General features: G+C 69.9%; 16 protein-coding genes. 4 read left to right on the forward strand and 12 right to left on the reverse strand.

Annotated features, from left to right (window positions below):
- Positions 1-95 precede the first annotated feature (95 nt).
- The gene (locus ACQP2Y_RS29410; RefSeq protein ID WP_433718327.1) at positions 96-1,034 is read right to left on the reverse strand and encodes an exopolyphosphatase; all 939 of its coding nucleotides are present in this window, start codon (positions 1,032-1,034) and stop codon (positions 96-98) included.
- 159 nt (positions 1,035-1,193) lie between these two features.
- Between ACQP2Y_RS29410 and zwf the strand changes: the two genes are divergently transcribed.
- A complete protein-coding gene (gene zwf / locus ACQP2Y_RS29415) occupies positions 1,194-2,690 on the forward strand; it encodes a glucose-6-phosphate dehydrogenase (RefSeq protein ID WP_433718328.1) in 1,497 nt (498 codons plus the stop codon).
- A 3-nt stretch (positions 2,691-2,693) separates the two neighbouring features.
- Here the strand turns inward: zwf and ACQP2Y_RS29420 are convergent, their stop codons facing one another.
- Positions 2,694-3,164, reverse strand: a complete 471-nt coding sequence (locus ACQP2Y_RS29420; RefSeq protein WP_433718330.1) for a peroxiredoxin — start codon at positions 3,162-3,164, stop codon at positions 2,694-2,696.
- Between the two features lie 137 nt (positions 3,165-3,301).
- On the opposite strand from ACQP2Y_RS29420, the gene ACQP2Y_RS29425 reads away from it, so the two are divergent.
- A complete protein-coding gene (locus tag ACQP2Y_RS29425) occupies positions 3,302-3,634 on the forward strand; it encodes an STAS domain-containing protein (RefSeq protein WP_433718332.1) in 333 nt (110 codons plus the stop codon).
- 58 nt (positions 3,635-3,692) lie between these two features.
- Here the strand turns inward: ACQP2Y_RS29425 and ACQP2Y_RS29430 are convergent, their stop codons facing one another.
- Both ACQP2Y_RS29430 and ACQP2Y_RS29435 read right to left on the reverse strand, forming a co-directional pair.
- On the reverse strand, positions 3,693-5,651 hold the full coding sequence (locus ACQP2Y_RS29430; protein ID WP_433718334.1) for a PPC domain-containing protein: 1,959 nt from the start codon (positions 5,649-5,651) through the stop codon (positions 3,693-3,695).
- 178 nt (positions 5,652-5,829) lie between these two features.
- On the reverse strand, positions 5,830-6,876 hold the full coding sequence (locus tag ACQP2Y_RS29435) for an ROK family protein (protein ID WP_433718336.1): 1,047 nt from the start codon (positions 6,874-6,876) through the stop codon (positions 5,830-5,832).
- Between the two features lie 115 nt (positions 6,877-6,991).
- On the opposite strand from ACQP2Y_RS29435, the gene ACQP2Y_RS29440 reads away from it, so the two are divergent.
- Both ACQP2Y_RS29440 and ACQP2Y_RS29445 read left to right on the forward strand, forming a co-directional pair.
- Positions 6,992-8,530, forward strand: coding sequence for a DUF1800 domain-containing protein (locus ACQP2Y_RS29440; protein WP_433718338.1), 1,539 nt, complete (start codon positions 6,992-6,994; stop codon positions 8,528-8,530).
- Positions 8,531-8,535: 5 nt separating this feature from the next.
- Positions 8,536-9,810, forward strand: a complete 1,275-nt coding sequence (locus ACQP2Y_RS29445; protein ID WP_433718339.1) for a DUF1501 domain-containing protein — start codon at positions 8,536-8,538, stop codon at positions 9,808-9,810.
- Here ACQP2Y_RS29445 and ACQP2Y_RS29450 read toward each other — a convergent pair.
- From ACQP2Y_RS29450 to ACQP2Y_RS29485, 8 genes are all read right to left on the reverse strand, one after another.
- Positions 9,807-10,091 (reverse strand): hypothetical protein, encoded by a 285-nt coding sequence (locus ACQP2Y_RS29450; RefSeq protein ID WP_433718341.1) that lies wholly within the window; start codon positions 10,089-10,091, stop codon positions 9,807-9,809. The genes ACQP2Y_RS29445 and ACQP2Y_RS29450 overlap by 4 nt on opposite strands.
- Before the next feature lie 79 nt (positions 10,092-10,170).
- The gene (locus tag ACQP2Y_RS29455) at positions 10,171-11,574 is read right to left on the reverse strand and encodes an endo-1,4-beta-xylanase (protein WP_433718342.1); all 1,404 of its coding nucleotides are present in this window, start codon (positions 11,572-11,574) and stop codon (positions 10,171-10,173) included.
- Between the two features lie 453 nt (positions 11,575-12,027).
- Complete coding sequence (gene mmsB / locus ACQP2Y_RS29460; RefSeq protein ID WP_433718344.1) at positions 12,028-13,284, reverse strand: multiple monosaccharide ABC transporter permease; 1,257 nt, start codon at positions 13,282-13,284, stop codon at positions 12,028-12,030.
- Between the two features lie 5 nt (positions 13,285-13,289).
- Positions 13,290-14,819, reverse strand: coding sequence for a multiple monosaccharide ABC transporter ATP-binding protein (gene mmsA / locus ACQP2Y_RS29465; protein WP_433718345.1), 1,530 nt, complete (start codon positions 14,817-14,819; stop codon positions 13,290-13,292).
- 75 nt (positions 14,820-14,894) lie between these two features.
- The gene (chvE, locus tag ACQP2Y_RS29470; protein WP_433718346.1) at positions 14,895-16,028 is read right to left on the reverse strand and encodes a multiple monosaccharide ABC transporter substrate-binding protein; all 1,134 of its coding nucleotides are present in this window, start codon (positions 16,026-16,028) and stop codon (positions 14,895-14,897) included.
- 103 nt (positions 16,029-16,131) lie between these two features.
- Complete coding sequence (gene araA / locus ACQP2Y_RS29475; RefSeq protein WP_433718348.1) at positions 16,132-17,622, reverse strand: L-arabinose isomerase; 1,491 nt, start codon at positions 17,620-17,622, stop codon at positions 16,132-16,134.
- A gap of 46 nt (positions 17,623-17,668) precedes the next feature.
- On the reverse strand, positions 17,669-19,303 hold the full coding sequence (araB, locus tag ACQP2Y_RS29480) for a ribulokinase (RefSeq protein ID WP_433718349.1): 1,635 nt from the start codon (positions 19,301-19,303) through the stop codon (positions 17,669-17,671).
- A 146-nt stretch (positions 19,304-19,449) separates the two neighbouring features.
- Complete coding sequence (locus tag ACQP2Y_RS29485; RefSeq protein WP_360824521.1) at positions 19,450-20,463, reverse strand: LacI family DNA-binding transcriptional regulator; 1,014 nt, start codon at positions 20,461-20,463, stop codon at positions 19,450-19,452.
- Positions 20,464-20,490: the final 27 nt, after the last annotated feature.

A 20,490-nucleotide genomic window follows, 5' to 3' on the forward strand; every position in this document is an offset into this window, starting at 1 on the left:
CAACTTGGCGGGGCGGGAAGGTTCGGCTTCCCGCCCCGCTGTATTTCTTTTGGCTTTTGCTGTCGCTCGGCGGGACTTTGGGTGCGGTTACCCCATCAGACCTTGACCGGGCGTGGGGTTTTCAGGGCTTGGATGATTTCTGTCAGTACTCGTTCTGAGTCTTCATGGGGGATCTGGCAGGTTCCTGCGGCTTGGTGGCCGCCGCCGCCGTAGCGGAGCATCACTTCGCCGATGTCCACCGGGGAGGTGCGGTCGAGGATTGACTTGCCGCAGGCGAAGACGGTGTTGAGTTTCTGGCGGCCCCAGATGATGTGGATCGAGACGCGGGACTCCGGGTAGAGGGCGTAGACCATGAAGCGGTTGCCCGCGTGGATCGTCTCCTCCTCGCGCAGGTCGACCACGACCACGTCGCCGTCGACGTGGCTGACCCGGCGCAGTTGCTCCACGAACATCGCCGAGCAGTCGCGGTAGAGCTCGGCGCGCTCGCGGACGTCCGGCAGCTCGAGGATCTCGTCGACCGTCTGCAACTGCAGGCAAGCGTCAATCAGCAGCATCATCAGCTGGTAGTTCGAGATCCGGAACTCCCGGAAGCGGCCCAGCCCGGTGCGGCTGTCCATCAGGAAGTTGAGCAGCGTCCAGCCCTGCGGGTCGAGGATGTCGTGCAGCGCGTAGTCGGCCGAGTCGGCCTGGTCGACGGCGCGCATCAGCTCGTCGGAGATCTCCGGGAAGCGTTCCGCGCCGCCGAAGTAGTCGTAGATCACCCGGGCGGCCGACGGCGCGTCCGGGTCGATGACGTGGTTCGAACGGTCACCCTTGTTACGCAGCGTCTCCGAATGGTGGTGGTCGAACACCATGTGAGCGCCCGGAGCGAACGGCAGATTGGTCAAGATGTCACGCTCAGTGATGTCGACCACGCCGTCCTGCACGTCCTTCGGGTGCACGAAGGTGATCTCGTCGATCATGTCGAGCACACGCAGCAGGACGGCGCAGACCAACCCGTCGAAGTCGCTGCGGGTCACGAGCCGGTACTTCACGAGCAATCTCCCTCTGCCGATTGGCACCTTACTCCCCAGTTTGCCACTTTTGCGGCTATGGGCCTGGTCGCATCGGCGTACCGGTTTGATCCGGTGGGAGCCCGCGCTGCGTAAAGTTCTCACGGAAGCTCACGTACGCGGTCGGAGGAAGACCTGACGATGGACACCGTTCCCCAGCTCGCACAGGACCGCAACGCCCCGCCCGCCACTCTGGTGATCTTCGGCGCGTCCGGCGACCTCACCCGGCGCAAGCTGCTGCCGGCCGTGGAGAGCCTGGCCCGGCACAACCGGCTGCCCGGCGAGTTCGCCCTGGTCGGCGTCGCCCGCACGGCCATGGAGGACCACCAGTTCGCCGAGAGCGCGCTCGGCGGCCGCAGCCTCGCCGACAAGCCGCAGCTGCAGGGCGGCGGCATCCGCTACGTCTCCGGCGGCTACGACAACCCGGAGACCTACAAGCGGCTGGCCGAGGTGCTCGACGAGCTCGACGCCACCCGCGGCACCGCGGGCAACCGGATCTTCTACCTCTCGACGCCCGCCGAGGCGTTCCAGCCGGTGATCAACGGGCTGGCCGGCGCGGGGCTCAACCACGCGCGCGAGGGCTCGTTCGCCCGGCTCGTCATCGAGAAGCCGTACGGCAACGACCTGCGCACCGCGCACGAGCTCGACGGGATCGTGCACGCCGCGTTCGACGAGCCGCAGGTCTTCCGCATCGACCACTACCTGGGCAAGGACACCGTCCAGAACGTGCTCGCCCTGCGCTTCGCCAACGCGATCTTCCAGCCCATCTGGAACCGCTCGTGGGTCGACCACGTGCAGATCACCGTGGCCGAGACCCTCGGCGTGGGCACCCGCGGCGGCTTCTACGAGCACGCCGGCGCGATGCGCGATATCGTGCAGAACCACGTGCTCCAGGTGCTCGCTCTCTCGCTGATGGAGCCGCCGGCCTCGTTCGACGCCGAGGGGCTGCGCAACGAGAAGGTCAAGCTGCTGCAGGCGATCCGGCTGCCCACCGACCGCGACATCGCCGACCTGGCGGTCCGCGGCCAGTACACCCGCGGCGGCACCCGCGAGGACCTGATGGCGGGCTACCGCGACGAGGTCGGCGTGGACCCACTGTCGCGCACCGAGACGTACGCGGCGATGCGGCTCAACGTCGACAACTGGCGCTGGGCCGGGGTGCCGTTCTATGTGCGTACCGGTAAGCGGCTGCCCGCCCGGGTGACCGAGGTCGCCCTGCAGTTCCAGCGGCCGCCGCACCTGCCGATCCCGACCAACCAGCTCACCGAGCTGGACGCGGACGCGCTGATCCTGCGGATCCAGCCCAACGAGGGCATCTCGCTGCGCTTCGGCGCCAAGGTCCCGGGCCACTCGTTCCGGGTGCGCACGGCCAGCATGGACTTCTCGTACGAGCAGACGTTCCGCGAGGAGTCGCCGGAGGCCTACGAGCGGTTGCTGCTCGACGCCCTGCTCGGCGACCCCACGCTGTTCATCCGCACCGACGAGGTCGAGCAGTGCTGGCGGATCGTCGACCCGATCATCGAGCACTGGAAGAACGACATGTCGCCGATCCCGACCTACGAGGCCGCCTCGTGGGGCCCGACGGACGCCGACCGCCTGATCGGCCGCAGCGGCCGCAAGTGGCGCAACGCGGTCTGACGACTAAGACGCTGCTCGGGCCTTCAGCACTTCGAGGGCCCGGTCGGCGTGCTCGTTCATGTCGCGCTCGCTGTGGATGACGTCGAGCACCGTGCGGTCGGTGTCGATCACGAAGGTCACCCGCTTGACGCTCAGCGGGCCGAGCGGCAGCCGGCGCTTGATCCCGTACGCCTCGGCCGCGCTGTTCTCCGGGTCGGAGAGCAGCGGGTAGTCGAAGCCGTGCAGCTCCGCGAACTGCCGCTGCTTGTCCACTTTGTCCCGACTGATGCCGACCCGCTGCGCGCCGGCCGCGGCATACTCGGCGCCCAGGTCCCGGAAGTTGCAGGCCTCGGCCGTGCAGCCGCTGGTCATCGCGGCCGGATAGAAGAACAGCACGACCGGGCCGTCGGCGAGCAAGGTGCTCAGCCGCCGCGCGTTGCCGTGCTGGTCGGGTAGTTCGAAGTCGGGGGCGACGTCACCCTTGTCGATGCTCACGTGATCAACGTACTCCGGGCTGAGTCTGCCGCCGAGCGCGTCCTCGCCTAGGGTGGAGACACCCACCTGTCCTGTCCGCCACGACCCCTGACTGACCTGACTGACCCCTGCCCGCCCCCGACGAAAGCGACACCGCCATGCAGGTCTCGGTCGCGCACCACCCGCCCAACACGGCCGTTCTGACATTGCGCGGCTCCCTGGACATCGACACCGCGCCGTCGCTGAAGGCCAACCTCAGCCGCCTCGTGGAACGTCCCAGCCCTCGGATCATCGTCGACCTGGCGGGACTCGACTTCTGCGATTCCATGGGCGTCGGCGTCCTGGTGACGGCGCACGGCCGCGCGATGGAACGCGGTGGCTGGGTCCGGCTCGCGGCACCCTCCGGTTTCCTGCGGCGCCTGCTCGACACCCTCGGCCTGATCGACTATCTGTCGCTGCACGCCGACGTCGAGACCGCCATGAAGGACTGACCCCGGACAGCGAGAGGGGCGCCCCGGATGCCCGGGACGCCCCTGCCGTGTCCGAGGGTCAGCTGGTCAGACCGAAGACGATCCGGCCCAGCGTGTCCTCCGTGCCGACGAAGCCTTCCGCCGGGCTGAACTGGCTGTCGCCGAAGTCGACGTCCGCGTCGTCAGCCGTACCGCCGACGCCGTCCGGGCCGACGCCGAAGAGCACGTCGAAGTTGGCGCCACCCGAGTCCATCAGGTTGGCCGTCTCGTCGGCGTTGTCGGTGTGCCAGTCACCGAAGAAGTGACCCGCCTCGTGCGCGGTCACGTTGCCCACCGCCCGGCCGACGAAGGCCACCCGGTCGCTGGCCGGGGTCAGGTACGTGTTCAGCGAGGCCGGCCCACCGGCCGGGTCACTGAGCACGTCCTGCAGCACCAGGGCGGTCTCCTCGGTCTCGAAGTTGCCCGGGTCGATGCTCTGCGCGATGCCGATGGTCTCGACCCCGGACTCGTCGATCGTGCCGCCGACCACGATGCGGCTCACGTTCGCCTGGCCCCACGGGTCCGCGTGGTCCTTGCTGTTGAGGATCTTCACCCGGAACTTGCTGTTGAGACCGCTGGCGATCAGATCCTGCTTGATGTTCTCGGTGACGCTCGCGACCACCGCGTCGATCACCTCGTCCTCCTGCACGCGCGGGATGCCCCACTTGGCGAGGAACGCGGAGAACGGGCTGAGCGTCACGTTCCCGGTGCCGCCGAAGACACCGGTGTTGACCCGGGCCCCGTCGAAGTCCAGGAACAGCGTCTGCACGGGCTTGGCACCCTGCAGGACCGGCCGGTAAGCCTCGACGGTGATGTCGTAGCTGCCGGAACCCCGGGCGACGCCCACGTAGTGCCAGCCGGCCTTGGTCGCCACGTAGTCGGTGGCCGCGTTGCCTCCACCGGGCAGCGGCGAGGACGGCGGGTAGATGTAGGTGGCGTCCTGGTCCGACCCGTGCACCTCGCGCGGGTTGGTGTCGTAGACCGTCAGGTACGACGGCGCGCCCTTGGCCGACGCGCCGAGCACGTCACCGGCCTTGAGCTTGATCGCGAAGAAGTCCTGGTCGTCCGAGGCCGCCGAGATGGTGACGGTGTACGGGCCCTCGCTGGCCCCGCCGTCCCCGCTGGCCGGATCGAACGGATCGGCCGGCAGCCCGCTGTACGCCGCGACGACCGCGTAGTAGGTGCCGGTGGCCGGAACCTTGTACTGCAGCAGGCTGTCGAAGGAGCCGGCCGCGTCGTCGTTGCTGGCCACGATCGTGCCGTCCGGCGTGTAGAGCGCGACCAGCGTGTCCAGCGCGCCCGTGGGGGTGGCCGTCTGCACGGTCACCACCTGCCCGGCGGTGGCCTGCAGCGAGTAGAAGTCGAAGTCGTTGGTGCCCGTACCGGCGGAGCCGTGCGGGCCGTCACCGATGGCGGCGGTGGTGACGATCGCCCGGCGGGCGGCGCCGATGCCGGTGGCCCCGGCGAGCGGGATCGACCCGTCGTCCTCCGGGGTGGCGGCCCGGGCGGCGGGGGTGACGCTCTCGGGAGTGAGGGCGCCGAGGATGCGGATGGCCGGGTTCTGGCCGCTGCCGGTGCCGAAGTTCTTGATCAGCTGGGCAGAGGCGGGGTCCTCGTTGGAACCGCGGGTGCCCGCGGGCTCGTCCTCGTCGACGACCACCGCGGCCGCGGCAGCCTTGGCCGCCGCGGACGACGGTGCCGCGGCGAGGGCCTTGAGGCGGGCGGCGGCCTTGGCCGACGCCTGCTTCTTCATGTAGGCGGCCCAGCCGCTGTAGTCGGCCTTCGCCGGGTCGGGCAGGATCGCCAGGTACGGGTTGACCCCGGCGGGCTTGGCGCCGGGTTTCGGCTTGGCGGCCACCGGCAGCCCGGCGTCGACGGCAGCCTGGTCGGCCGGGCTCAGTCCCGGGTCGGATTGGAGTGGAGCGGCCGGCGTCGCGCCCGGAGTGAGCGCGACGATTCCCAGCACGAGTGCTCCGACGGTCGCGATGCTACGTCGCATCAGTGATCCCCCTTCGGTGCCTCCGGGGCCCCCGCCACGGACGGCACACAGGACGCTACCGAGCGAGTCGATCAATATCTAGTGGTGTCGATGCATCGTCACAGGTGTTAGGAGCGCTCGGGAATTCGCGGGGGGACGCGCGGTCATGCCTGTGCCACCACAGTGGACAAAGCCCCGGTCAGCCGTCGGTGCGTACGGTCTCCAGCGCGGCGACGGCCGCTCCCCGGGCACCGGCCATGTCGAGGTCGGGCACCAGGGCGAAGGTCGCCGCGGCCTGCTGCTCGGCCCGCAGCTGGGTGTGCTCACGGACCGTGTTGAGGAACCACTGGCGGAAGTGCGGCGCCGCCTCGACCACGCCGCCACCCAGGAAGTACGCGGCCGGGTCGGTGAAGTTGGCCGCGATGGTGAACAGCTTGCCGATCGCCTTGGCCTGCTGTTCGAAGACCGCCACGGCCAGCGGGTCGTCCTTCTCGCCGTACCCGCGGAGCAGCTTGGCCGCCCGGCTGATCGGCTCCCCGGCCAGCGGGTGGTCCGGGAACCGCCGCAGCCAGTACGGCAGCAGGTTCTTCGCGATGCCGGTCAGCGACGCGATGCTCTCCACGTCGCCGGCGAAGCCGCAGTTGCACTCCGGCACCGGCTGGTCCTCCTCCAGCACGCCGTGCAGCGGGATCTGCACGTGGCCCAGCTCGCCCGCCATGCCGGCCGCACCGCTGACCACCTTGCCGAGCTCGACCACTCCCCCGCCCAGGCCGGTGCCGACGATCGCCGCCACGGACGACCGCTCCATGGCCTCGGCGCCGAAGTGCCGGTGGTGGGCGTAGAGCGCGGCCGCGTTCGCGTCGTTGTTGTAGACCACCGGCAGGCCGATCCGCGCCTGCAGGGCGCCGCGGATGTCGAAGCCGTGCCAGGAGACCTGGGAGAAGTTCGTCGAGCCCTTGGACGAGATGACGCCGTCGGCGCTGGCCGGGCCCGGGGTGTCCAGCCCGACCGCGCGCACCAGCGTGCGCGGGGTGCTGGTCAGCGCGAGGATGCCGGTGAAGGCCTCGGCGAGCTGCTCGACCGCGGACTCCGGGCCCTCGGTCACCAGGCTCGGATTCTCCACCAGACTGTCGACCAGGAACTGGCCCGTCGCGTCCAGGACGGTCGCGTTGTTGCAGGTGCCGCCGTTGTCGAGACCCACCACGACCCAGGACGCCGGGGTCCGTACCGCATCGATCTGATCCACAGCCCTGAGCGTACGTGCCGGGACGCCGTGACGCGACGGGTGCAAGCGCATTGCGAGCGGTGAGAGTCCGGTTGCGGCGGCGCGGCGGGTGCCGGATCACGCCGAAGGGCCTGGCATGCAGACGAAGCCTGAGCCGACCCGCCGCGCCGTTCTCGGTGGCGCCGCCGCCGTCGCCGTGACCGCGGCCGGGGGCCTCGCCCTCGACGTGGCGCTGGCCGCGCCCGCCGCCGCGGCGGCCGTGCCGACCGACCTCGTCTCGGCCGACCCGCTCGCGCACCTGCTGCGCCGGGCCACCTTCGGACCCACCCCGGCGGCCCTGGCCGAGCTGGCCAAGCTGGGCGTGCCGGCCTGGCTGGACCGCCAGCTCGACCCGGCGAAGATCGACGACTCGGCGCTGGACGCGCTGCTCACCCGCCTGCCGCTGGCCGGTGCCGACATCGCGACGGTACGCGCCAAGCTGCCCAAGCACTCGTACGAGGCGTTCGGCCAGCTGGGCCGGGCCGCGGTGGCCCGGGCGACCTGGAGCAACCGGCAGCTGTTCGAGACCACCGCCGCCTTCTGGGCCAACCACCTGCACATTTCGGCGCCGTCCAGCGGAGTCTGGGACAGCCGCAGCGACTACGACAAGACGGTCACCCGCAAGTACACCTTCGGGCGCTTCGCGGACATGCTCAAGGCCTCGGCCCGGCACCCGGCGATGCTGACGTACCTGGACAACCGGTCGTCGACCAAGACCCTGCCGAACGAGAACTACGCGCGCGAGCTGATGGAGCTGCACACCGTCGGCATGATCTACACCGAGGCCGACGTGCAGGCCGCCGCCAAGCTGCTCACCGGCCTGACCGTGACGACCGCGGGGACGTACACCTACACCGCGGCCAAGCACGCGACCGGCGCCGTACGGATCCTGGGCTTCAGCCACGCGAACGCGACGGCCGAGGGCGGCGAGGCGGCCGCGCTGGCGTTCCTCGACTACCTGGCCAGGCACCCGGCCACCGCCGAGCGGCTGGCCACCAAGCTCTGCCTGCGCTTCGTCGCCGACGAGGCCCCGGCCACCCTGGTCGCCAAGCTGGCCAAGGTGTACCTGGACAACGACACGTCGATCGTGCCGGTGCTGCGGGCCCTGTTCACCTCGCCGGAGTTCGCCGCGTCGATCGGGCAGAAGGTCCGTACGCCGTTCGAGGACCTGACCGCCACCGTCCGCGCCCTCGGCCTGGGCCCGGAGACCTCCGGCGTGAAGGCGCTCGACGCGCTCTACAACAACCTGGTCAACGCCGGGAACGCCCCGTTCCGCTGGAGCCCGCCGAACGGCTTCCCGGACGTGGCCGCCGCGTGGGCGTCACCGTCGGCGTTCCTCATGCGCTGCAACAGCCACTTGAACCTCGCGGCCGGCTGGTACCCCAAGCAGCTCACCCGTCCCGCCGACCTGCTCACGTCCCTCGTGCCGATGCTGCCGCAGACATACGGGGCGCTGGTGGACGCGCTGGCCCGGCGGCTGGTCGGCACCCCGCTGCCCGCCGATCACGTGGCGGCCGTGCTAAGCGTCGCGGGCAAGCTGCCGACGAGTTCTCTGACCAGCAAGGAGTCGGTCGCCGGGAGTCTGCCGTACCTGATCGCTCTCGTCCTCGACTCGCCCTCCTTCCAGCTGAGGTGACCGCCATGACCGCACAGGCCTGCTGCGACGAGAACAAGAAGCTGCTCACCCGCCGGGGCGTCCTGGGCCGCGGCCTCGCGGCCGGCGCCGCCGGGGCGCTGGCCGGCCTGGTCGGCGAAGGGCTGTCCACCCGACTGGCGTACGCCGCCGAGGGCTACACCGGCGACACCCTCGTGGTGCTGTCGCTGCGCGGCGGCTTCGACGGCCTGTCGGCGATCGCCCCGATCGGCGACCCGGACTATTACAAGGCCCGCCCGACGATCGCCCTGCCGAAGAGCCAGGCGATCGGCGGCAACAGCATGTTCGGCCTGCACCCGGGCCTGGCCCCGCTGCTGCCGATGTGGAAGAACGGCAGCCTGGCCGCGGTGCACGCGGTCGGCCAGCCGAACCCGACCCGCTCGCACTTCGCCGCCATGGAGGAGATGGAACGCGCGGCCGCGGGCACGTCCCTGCGCAGCGGCTGGCTGGACCGCATGCTGGGCCTGACGGGCGCCACCGGCCCGCTCGCCGCGGTGGCGATGGGCAACGCGATGCCGGCCCGGCTCTTCGGCGGCGCCTTCTCCGACGTGTCGATGGCCTCGGTCGACGGCTTCACGCTGGCCGGCGAGAGCGCGAACCGCCCGATGGCGGCGTCGCTGCGCAAGATGTACGCGACCGCGCCCGGCCTGCTGGCCGGTCCCGCCCTGGCCGCGGACGCGGCCCTGACGGCAACCACCGGGGTACGCGCAACCGCGTACGCACCGGCGAACGGCGCGGCCTACCCCGCGACGCCCCTGGGCAACGCCCTCGAGGACGTGGCCCGGCTGATCAAGGCGAAGGTGGGCCTGGCCGCGGCGGCGGTCGACTCCGGCGACTGGGACATGCACGAGGGCCTGGGCACGGCGGTCAAGGGCCAGCGCATGTACGACAACCTGCTCGAGACCTCCACGGCGCTGGCGGCGTTCGCGGCCGACCTGGGCCCGGCCGGCATGGCCTCGGTGACGGTGGTGACGGTGAGCGAGTTCGGCCGGCGGGTGGCGGAGAACGCGTCCCGCGGAGTCGACCACGGCCACGGGAATGCGATGCTGCTCATGGGCGGCGGCGTCCGGGGCGGCACGGTGTACGGCACGTGGCCGGGGCTGGCGGCGGGCGCGCTGGTCGCCGGCGACCTGGCGGCGACGACGGACTATCGCGCGGTGATCGGCGAGATCCTGCAGAAGCGGTGCGGTTTCGGATCGCTGGCCGAGGTCTTCCCGGAGGTCACCCCGGCCTCCTTCGGCCTGGCCGCGGCCCGCTCCTAGGCCGCGTCATCGGGGGCGGAGTGACTCGGGGCCGGGCGCTCGGGTTGGCTGCTCTGGTCGCGTTTGGTCGCGCGGCTTACGGCCCAGCGGATCGCCTGGTGGACCAGGATGCCGGCAGCCGTGTTGGCCGCCGACACGCCCGCCGCCGCGGCGATGTTCCAGCCCGGTTCGATCAGGTCGTCGGCGAGCAGCAGGATGGGCCAGCCCAGCGTGGCGGCCACCAGAGTCGTACGCCACCAGCGGCCGAGCACCAGGCCCACCAGCATCAGTGTGGGCACCATGGCTTCACTGTCCCAAACTTCCGGACCTCGGACGGCGAAACGGTGTGGCGGCAAGGTGCTGCCGCCACACCGCGTCAGGTCAGCTGAGGCTGAAGCGCTGGTTCGCCTGGCTGTTGCAGTCGTAGATCTGGACCTGCTGGCCGTTGCCGGTGCCCCAGACGTCGAGGCAGCGTCCCGATTGCACGCCCGTGATGGTGCCGTTGCTGTTGACGTTCCACTGCTGGTTGGCCTGTCCGTTGCAGCTGTAGATCTGCACGGCCGAGCCGTTGGCCGAGCCCGCCGCGTCCAGGCACCTGCTGCCGTACACGGTCAGTTGCTTGCTCGAGGTCAGGCTCCACGCCTGGTTGGTGCCGCCGTTGCAGTCGTACAGCTGGACCCGCGTGCCGTTGGTCTGGGTTGCGTTCGGCACGTCCAGGCACCGGCCCGACTGGGCGCCGAGGATCCGGTTTCCCGGACCCGGCGGGGTCGAGGGCGTCGGGGAGCCGGGGCCCGAGGTCGGCGAGGACGGCGTGACCGGGCCGGCCGCGTTCAGGGCGTTGAGGACCGAGGTGTACGCGGCCTTCTTGTTGCCGCCGCCGTCGAACAGCAGCGGGTTCTCGTTGGAGCGCCAGGAGTCGCTGTCCCGTACGCCCCAGACGGTGATGCCGACGCAGCGGGGCACGTTCAGGCAGGCCTGGGTCAGTCCGGCGTACTGGGAGGTGGACGAGTTGGTGACGTCGACCTCGGTCAGGGCCACGTCCACGCCCAGCGCGGCGAAGCTCGACAGCGTCGTCTGGAAGTTGCCCGGCAGGGAGCTGCCGCCGGTGAAGTGGGTCTGCAGGCCCACGCAGTCGATCGGCACGCCACGGGACTTGAAGTCGCGGATCAGGTTGTAGACGCCCTGGGTCTTGGCGTACGTCCAGTTCTCGATGTTGTAGTCGTTGTAGCAGAGCTTGACCGCGGGGTCGGCGGCGCGGGCAGCGCGGAACGCCGCCTCGATCCAGTCGTTGCCGGTCTGCTGCAGGTTCGAGTTGCGGCGGCTGCCGTTCTCCTCGAACGCCTCGTTGACCACGTCCCAGTACGCGAGCTTGCCCTTGTAGTGGGCCATCACGCCGTTGATGTGGTCGATCATCGCCTGGCGCAGACCGCTGCCGCTGAGGCTGCCCCAGAAACCGGGCTGCTGGGCGTGCCAGGCCAGGGTGTGCCCGCGCACCTTGAGGCCGCGCTGGGTCGCCCAGTTGTAGATCTGGTCGCCGGCGCTGAAGTTGAACTGGCCCCGGTTGGGCTCGGTCGCGTCCGGCTTCATCTCGTTCTCGGCGGTGATCATGTTGAACTCGCGGCCGGCGATCGTGGCGTACGTCGAGTTACTGAGCCGGCTGGCGGCGATCGCCGTACCGAAGTAGCGGCCCGACTGCGCCGCCGCCGCACCGAGGGTGCCCGCCGCGGCGTTCGCGTCCGGCATCAGTGTCACCGCGCCGACCGCCGCGACGACGGCGACGGCCACGGCGATCAGCGTTCGCGCCCGTAACGACCGGCCTCGGGGGGAGCCGGCGGAGTGGACAGGAGGGCTGGTTGCCACGATGGCCTCCTTTTTCGGTTCCGCGTCCCGGTCGCCGAGCGCCGCGCGCAGGGCCGGCCGCAGCCGGAGAAGCGCACGTGGGAATCGCCGGATTCGCACGACCAGAACCGGAGAACGATGGGTTTCAATGCCACCGTCATGCTGGCATGGCAACATCGCGGAAACAATGGTTCCCGGAACACTTCCGGAATTTGTTACCGCCAACATGGTCCAGCTATGTACCGAATAAAGTGGTTTTCACGGTGGCAGTTAACAGCCTCCGAGACCCTGGCCGGGTCAGCCGTCTCCGAAACTTTCGGGACCGGACATGCGAAACGGCGGCGGTCCCCCCAAGGGCCGCCGCCGTTTCTCCCCTATCACCCGTCGCCCGGAACCTCCCTAACGGGAAGCGCCGGCGCGGCGCTTGCTCCAGACGTCGAAGGCCACTGCGGCCAGCAGGACTGCACCCTTGACCAGCAGGACCGTTTCGCTCTGGGCACCGATCAGCGACATGCCGTTGTTGATGACACCCATGATCAGGCCACCGGTGATGGCTCCGACCACCTTGCCGACGCCGCCCTGGACCGCCGCGCCGCCGATGAAGGCCGCCGCGATCGCGTCCAGCTCGAAGTTGGCGCCGGCCGTCGGGTTCGCCTGGTTGAGCCGGCCGGCGAAGATCACGCCGGCCAGCGCGGCCAACACGCCCATGTTCACGAAGATCCAGAAGATGACCGACTTGACCTTGACGCCAGACAGCGTCGCGGCCTGCAGGTTGCCGCCGACCGCGTAGATCTGCCGGCCGAAGACCGCCCGGTTGGTCACCAGCGAGTACGCCAGCACCAGGAACGCCAGCAGCACCAGCACCCAGGGCAGGTTCTTGAACCGGGCCAGCTGCACGATGACGGCGATGACCAGGAACGAGGCCACCGCGATCCGGCCGATGAACAGCGGCATCGGGTCGACGACCTGGCCGTACTGCTGGCGGGCCGAGCGGGTGCGCCACTGGGTGAAGACGATGCCGGCGACCGCGATCACGCCGACCAGCAGGCTGAACAGGTCGGCGCCGCCGAGCCCGCCGAGACCGACGTTGCCCAGGTAGCCCTCGGTGAAGCCGTTTGACAGCGTGCGGACCTCGTCCGGGAACGGGCCGATGCCGCGGTTGCCCAGGATGGTCAGGGTCAGCGCGCGGAACAGCAGCATGCCGGCCAGCGTGACGATGAAGGCCGGGATGCCGAAGTAGGCGATCCAGTAGCCCTGCCAGGCGCCGATGAGACCACCGACGACCAGCGTGATGAGCAGCGCCAGCGGCCAGGGCACGTTCTGCTCGACCATCAGGACGGCCGCGACCGCGCCGCAGACCGCGACCACCGAGCCCGCGGACAGGTCGATGTGCCCGGCGATGATGATCAGGATCATCCCGATCGCCAGGATCAGGATGTACGAGTTCTGCACGATGATGTTGCTGATGTTCTGCGGCGCCAGCAGGTCACCGCCGGTGAGCACGGTGAACAGCACGACGATCAGCGCGAACGCGATATAGATGCCGCTCTGGCGCAGGTTCAGGTTGTACCGGCGGGGTGAGTCCCCGGTCGGGCCGGCCGGCGCTGCCGGTGACTCGGCCACCGCGTAGTCGGCGTTGGTGGGTGCGACAGACATCGCGGTTACTCCGTTCCCTTGGTCATCAGCGTCATCAGGTTCTCCTGGGTGGCCTCGGCGCGCGGCACCTCACCGGTGATCCGGCCGGCCGACAGCGTGTAGATCCGGTCGCAGATCCCGAGCAGCTCGGGCAGCTCGGAGGAGATGACCAGCACCGCCTTGCCCTCGTCGGCGAGCCGGTTGATGATCGTGTAGATCTCGTACTTGGCGCCGACGTCGATGCCGCGGGTGGGCTCGTCGAGGATCAGCACGTCCGGATTCGTGAAGATCCACTTGGACAGCACGACCTTCTGCTGGTTGCCACCGGAGAGCTTGCCGGTGATGCTCAGCACGCTCGGCGCCTTGATGTTCATGCTTTTGCGGAAGGCGCCGGCGGTCTTGAACTCCTCGTTCTCGTCCACCCAGCCGCGCTTGGCCAGCTTGCCTAGGGCGGCCGCGGAGATGTTGCGCTTGATGTCCTCGATGAGGTTCAGGCCGTACCGCTTGCGGTCCTCGGTCGCGTACGCGATGCCGTGGTTGATCGCGTCGCGCACCGAGCGCAGGTGGATCTCCTTGCCGTCCTTGATGATCCGCCCGGAGATCCCGATGCCGTAGGAGCGGCCGAAGACGCTCATCGCCAGCTCGGTACGCCCGGCGCCCATCAGCCCGGCCAGCCCGACGATCTCGCCGCGGCGCAGGCTCAGGTTGGCGTTGCTGACCACCACCCGGCCGTGCTGGGTGGGGCTGTGCACGGTCCAGTCCTCGATCCGCAGCACCTCCTCGCCCACGTGCGACTCGTGCGGCGGGTAGCGGTGGTCGAGGTCGCGGCCCACCATGCCGGAGATGATCTTGTCCTCGGTGACCTCGTCGGTCGCCAGGTCCAGGGTGGAGATCGTGCGGCCGTCGCGCAGGATGGTCACCCGGTCGGCGATGGCCATGACCTCGTTGAGCTTGTGCGAGATGATCACGCAGGTGATGCCCTCGTCGCGCAGCCCGCGCAGCAGGCCGAGCAGGTGCGCCGAGTCCTCGTCGTTGAGCGCCGCGGTCGGCTCGTCGAGGATGAGCAGCCGGACCTCCTTGGACAGGGCCTTGGCGATCTCGACGAGCTGCTGCTTGCCGACGCCCAGCTCCAGGATCGGGGTCACCGGGCTCTCGTGCAGGCCCACCCGCCGCAGCAGCTGGCCGGCGGCGTGGTTGGTGCGGTTCCAGTCGATCAGGCCGCGGGTGGCCTGCTCGTTGCCGAGGAAGATGTTCTCGGCGATGGACAGCTGCGGGGCCAGCGCCAGCTCCTGGTGGATGATGACGATGCCGCGGTGCTCGCTGTCGCGGATGCCGGAGAACCGGCACTCCTCGCCCTCGAAGGTGATCTCACCGTCGTAGGAGCCGTGCGGATAGACCCCGGACAGGACCTTCATCAGGGTCGACTTGCCGGCGCCGTTCTCGCCGCAGATCGCGTGGATCTCGCCGCGACGTACGGTCAGGTTGACGTCCTGGAGCGCTTTGACCCCGGGAAACGTCTTGGTGATGTCCTGCATCCGCAGGATGGTGTCGCTCATGGAACTCCCCAGGGTCGCACGCGCGCGAAGGAGGCGGTGCCCGCCGCCGGGTGGGGCGGCGGGCACCGGTACGGATTACTTGAGGTCCGACTCCTTGTAGTAGCCCGAGTCGACGAGCTCCTTCTTGTAGTTGCTCTTGTAGACGATCACCGAGTCCAGCAGCTGGGCCGGGACGACCTTGACACCGTTGTCGTAGTCCTTGTCGTTGTTCGTCGTGGGCTTCTGGCCCTTGAGAACAGCGTCGGCCATCTGCACGGTGGTGTCGGCGAGCTTGCGGGTGTCCTTGTAGATGGTGGCGAACTGCTCACCGGCGATGATCGACTTGACCGACGCCTGCTCGGCGTCCTGGCCGGTGACGACCGGGTACGGCTGGCCGGCGGTGCCGTAGCCGTTGCTCTTGAGCGCGGAGAGGATGCCGATGCTCAGGCCGTCGTACGGCGACAGCACGCCGTCGACCTTGGTGCCGCCCTTGTACGTCGAGGTCAGCAGGTTCTCCATGCGGTCCTGGGCGACGGCCGGCTTCCAGCGCAGGATGGCGACGGTCTTGAAGTCGGTCTGGCCGCTCTTGACCACGAGGGTCTTGTTGTCGATGTACGGCTTCAGCACCGACATCGCGCCGTTGAAGAAGAAGGTCGCGTTGTTGTCGTCCGGGGAGCCGGCGAACAGCTCGATGTTGAACGGGCCCTTCGCGTCACCCTTGGTGGTGCCGTCCTCCTTGAGCAGCTTCAGGCCGACCAGCAGCGAGGTCGCCTGCTGGACGCCGACCTTGAAGTTGTCGAAGGTGGCGTAGTAGTCCACGTTCGGGCTGTTGCGGATCAGCCGGTCGTAGGCGATGACCGGGATGTTGTTCTCCTTGGCGCTCTGCAGCTGCGTGGTGATCGCCGTGCCGTCGATCGACGCGATGATCAGCAGCTTGGCGCCCCGGGTGATCTGGTTGTCCAGCTGGTTCACCTGGGTGGGGATGTCGTCCTCGGCGTACTGCAGGTCGACCTTGTAGCCCTTGGACTCGAGCTGCTTCTTGAGGTTGTCACCGTCACCGATCCACCGCTCGGAGGAACGCGTCGGCATGGTCACGCCGATCAGCGCGCCGGTGTTGTCGGCAGCACCGGAGGCCTGCGAGTCGGCCGTCTTCTCACTCGAGCCACAGGCGGCCAGGGCCACCGAAAGCGTCATGGCCGTGGCCACTGACGCGAGCCGGGTCAACTTCATCGTTCTCTCCTTGCGATGGTGGGCGCACGACCGGGCAACTTTCCCGCACGTGCGATCATAAGTAAACATTTCTCGACACTGTTGTTACGCAGGCGATACGTACTTACCGCGCGTATTGCCGGTAGTACGCCTGGTTCCACCGCACCCGATCGGCGAAGTCGTACGTGGTCGTGTTCTCGTCGATGAGCAGGAGTTCAGTGTTGAGCATCGTGGCGAAGTCGCGCAGCGGCTCCGCCCCGACAGCCTGGGTGAGCACGGTGTGGTGCGGTCCGCCGGCGGTCAGCCAGGACTCGGCCGACGTGGCCAGCGACGGGGCCGGCTTCCAGACCGCGCGGGCCACCGGCAGTTTGGGCAGCGGCTCGTCCGGCGCGGTGACCTCGATGGCGTTGGCCACCAGCCGGAACCGGTCGCCGAGGTCGGCCATGCCGATCACCACACCGGGGCCGGGCGCGGCGTCGAAGACCAGCCGCACCGGGTCCTCCCGGCCGCCGATGCCCAGCGGGTGGATCTCGCAGGAGGGCCGGTCGGCGGCGATGCTCGGGCAGACCTCGAGCATGTGCGCGCCGAGGATCTTCTGCTCGCCCGGGCCGAAGTGGTAGGTGTAGTCCTCCATGAACGAGGTGCCGCGGCCGGTGCCCGTACCCATCGCCTTGACCGCCGCGAGCAGCGCGGAGGTCTTCCAGTCGCCCTCGCCGCCGAAGCCGTAGCCGTCGGCCATCAGCCGCTGCACGGCCAGGCCGGGCAGCTGGCGCAGCCCGCCCAGGTCCTCGAAGTTGGTGGTGAAGGCGCCGAAGCCGCCCTCGGTGAGGAACTGCCGCAGGCCGGCCTCGATCCGCGCGGCGTAGCGTAGCGACTCGTGCCGGTCACCGCCGCGGGCCAGCTGCGGGTCGAGCGTGTACGCGTCCGCGTACTCCGCCGCCAGCGCGTCGACCTCGCTGTCCGGGACCGCGTCGACCACCGCGACCAGGTCGTTCACGCCGTACGTGTTGACCGAGACGCCGAAGCGCAGCTCGGCCTCGACCTTGTCGCCTTCGGTGACGGCCACGTCGCGCATGTTGTCGCCGAAGCGGGCCAGCCGCAGGCTGCGCAGGCGCTGGACGCCCGCCGCGGCCCGCACCCAGCCGTCGATCCGGGTCACCACGGTCGGGTCGGCCGCGTGCCCGGCGACGGTCTTGCGGGCCACGCCGATCCGGGTCTGGATGTAGCCGAACTCCCGGTCGCCGTGCGCGGCCTGGTTGAGGTTCATGAAGTCCATGTCGATGGACGCCCACGGCAGTGCCTGGTTGAGCTGGGTGTGCAGGTGCAGCAGCGGCTTGCGCAGCGCGTCCAGCCCGGTGATCCACATCTTGGCCGGGGAGAACGTGTGCATCCAGGCGATCACGCCGAGGCAGGCCGGGTCGGCGTTGGCCGCCAGCATGACCGTCCGGATCGCCGCGCTGTCGGTGAGCACCGGCTTGCTGACGATCTCCGCGGAGATGCCCCCGGACGTCGTCAGGAGCTGCTGGATCTGCTGCGACTGGGAGGCGACCTGGTCCAGGGTCTCGGGCCCGTAGAGGTGCTGGCTGCCGGTGAGGAACCAGATCTGCGGCTTCATCGGGTGGACTCCTGTCCGTAGGCGTGCTGGTAGCGGTCGAGGGGGTTCACCGGGCGGCCACCCGGCGCTGGACGGCCCGCAGGTTGCGCATGACCTTGTTGGCGCCGCGGCCGAAGTAGTCGTGCAGCTTGGTGTACTCGGCGAACAGCTCGTCGTAGACCTCGGCCGCGGCCGGGTCGGGCTGGTAGACCGCGGTCTGCTTGCGGCCCATCGCCGCCGCGGCCGCGCGGACGTCCGGGTACGCGCCGGCGGCGGCCGCCGCGTGGATCGCCGAGCCCAGCGCCGGACCCTGGTCGGAGCCGATCACCGACAGCGGCATCCGCAGCACGTCGGCGTAGATCTGCATGAGCAGGGGGTTCTTGACGAGCCCGCCGGCGGCGACGAACTCGCGCACCGGCACGCCGGCGGCGTTGAACGTCTCGACGATGGTCCGGGTGCCGAACGCGGTTGCCTCGATGAGCGCCCGGTAGACGTCCTCCGGCCGCGTCGCCAGCGTCTCGCCGACGAGCAGGCCGGACAGCTCGTGGTCGACCAGCACCGAGCGGTTGCCGCTGTGCCAGTCCAGCGCGATCAGGCCGTGCTCGCCCGGCTGCTGCCGCGCGGCCAGCTCGGTGAGGTGCTCGTGGGTGAACTCGGGGGCGAGGTAGCGCAGGTAGTGGGCGAAGATGTCACCGACGCCGCTCTGCCCGGCCTCGTAGCCGTACAGACCCTCGACGATGCCGCCGTGCACGACGCCGCACATGCCGGGCACCTCGGCGACCTCGGCGCCGTTCATCACGTGACAGGTCGAGGTGCCCATGATGGCGACCATCTGGCCGGGCTCGAGGGCCTGGGCCGCGGCCGAGGTGACGTGCGCGTCGACATTGCCGACGGCCACCGCGATGCCCTCGGGCAGGCCGGTCCAGGCGGCGGCCTCGGCGCTCAGCGTGCCGGCGGCGGCGCCGAGCTGGCCGATCGGCTGGTCCAGCTTGTCGGCGACGAAGCTCGCGAAGTCCGGGTTGAGCTCGCTCAGGAACTCCGGCGACGGGTAGTGCCCGTCCTGGCGGATGCCCTTGTAACCGGCCGTGCAGGCGTTGCGGACGTAGGAGCCGGTGAGCTGCCAGATGATCCAGTCGGCGGCCTCGACCCAGCGGTCCATCCGCGCGTACAGCTCGGGGTCCTCCTCCAGCAGCTGCAGCGCCTTGGCGAACTCCCACTCCGAGGAGATCAGGCCGCCGTAGCGCGGCAGCCAGGGCTCGCCGCGCTTGGCGGCGAGCTGGTTGATCCGGTCGGCGTGCGGCTGGGCGGCGTGGTGCTTCCAGAGCTTGATGTACGCGTGCGGCCGGTCGGCCAGCCCCTCGAGCTCGCTCAGCGGCGTGCCGTCGGCCAGCGTCGGCACCATGGTGCACGCGGTGAAGTCGGTGCCGATGCCGACGACCTGGGCCGGGTCGATGCCGGCAGCGCGCACCGCGGCGGGCACCGCCTGCTGGAGCACCTCGACGTAGTCGCCGGGCACCTGCAGCGCCCAGTCGTGGCCGAGCGGGGTGCCGTCGGGCAGGGCCTCGGTGAGCACGGCGTGCGGGTATTCGTGGACGGCCGAGCCGAGCTCGGTGCCGTCGGACACCCGGACGACGACGGCCCGGCCGGAGAGGGTGCCGAAGTCGACGCCGATCACATAGGTCTCGGACGGAGCGACGGGCATGACTGAATACCTCCGGGAAGGGGGATCCGGCGTTGCGCCGGCGTGTCACAGACCACACGACAGGCGGCGTGGGATCGAGTGTGAGCGCTAACATTTCCGATGTCAACGGCTCTGTGGTTACAACGCGGCAACCTTGATGAAACCGTTCAGGCAGGTGGGGCCACGCTGGCCCGTTCCACCAGCGACGGGGCGATGACCACGCGGTTCGGCGGCGTGGCGGGGTCGGTGATCTGGGCCAGCAGCAGGTCCAGGCCGGCCTGGGCGACCGCGTCGAAGGACGGCCGCACGGTGGTCAGCGGCGGGATGAAGAAGGCCGCCTCCGGCACGTCGTCGAAGCCGACCACGCTCACGTCGTGCGGCACCCGGCGGCCGTGCTCACTGAACGCCCGCAGCAGACCGAGCGCCTGGTGGTCGTTGGCTGCGAAGACCGCGGTCACCTCGGGCATCCGCGCCAGCATCCGGCCCGCGTCGTAGCCGGAGGCCGCCGACCAGTCGGCGTTCACCAGCGGCGGCACCTCGGCGCCGGCTTCGTGCAGCGCGGCCCGCCAGCCCTCGATGCGCCAGGCCGCGTCGTACCACTCCGGCGGGCCGGAGATGTGCCAGACCGTACGGTGCCCGGCGGCGAGCAGATGCCGGGTCGCGGCGCGCGCCCCGGCCGCCTGGTCCACGGTCACCAGAGTGTGCGACCGCTGCGGATCACCGTCGATGGTCACCAGCGGCACCCCGGCGGGCATGCCCTCGAGGGCGTCGTCCGCGGACTTCACCGGCGCGATCACCACCAGGCCGGCGACCCGCTGGTCCAAATGCCGCTCGACGGCTCCCGCGATCGACTCCCGGTCCAGCCGTCCGACGCTGCCCACGCTGACCGCGAAGCCCGCCTCGGCCGCGGCCTGCTCGAAGGCCGCCAACAGCGAGGCCGGGCCGTAGAGGGTGCTGTTCTGCGCGACGATGCCGATCAGCTGGGAGCGGCCGGTGACCAGGGCCCGGGCCGCCCGGTTGGGCCGGTAACCCAGCTCGGCGATGGCCGCGCGTACCCGCAGGCGGGTCTGTTCGCGCACATTCGGATGGTCGTTGAGGACCCGGGAGACGGTCTGGTGCGAGACTCCGGCCAGCCGGGCGACATCGGTCATGGCGGGGCTGCGCGCCGCGTGCACATCCATCGCCGCACCTCGTCCCGTCGCGCACCA

Origin of the sequence: Actinoplanes sp. CA-051413, from assembly GCF_050955795.1 — a bacterium.
In the GTDB taxonomy this organism is placed as follows: Bacteria; Actinomycetota; Actinomycetes; order Mycobacteriales; family Micromonosporaceae; genus Actinoplanes.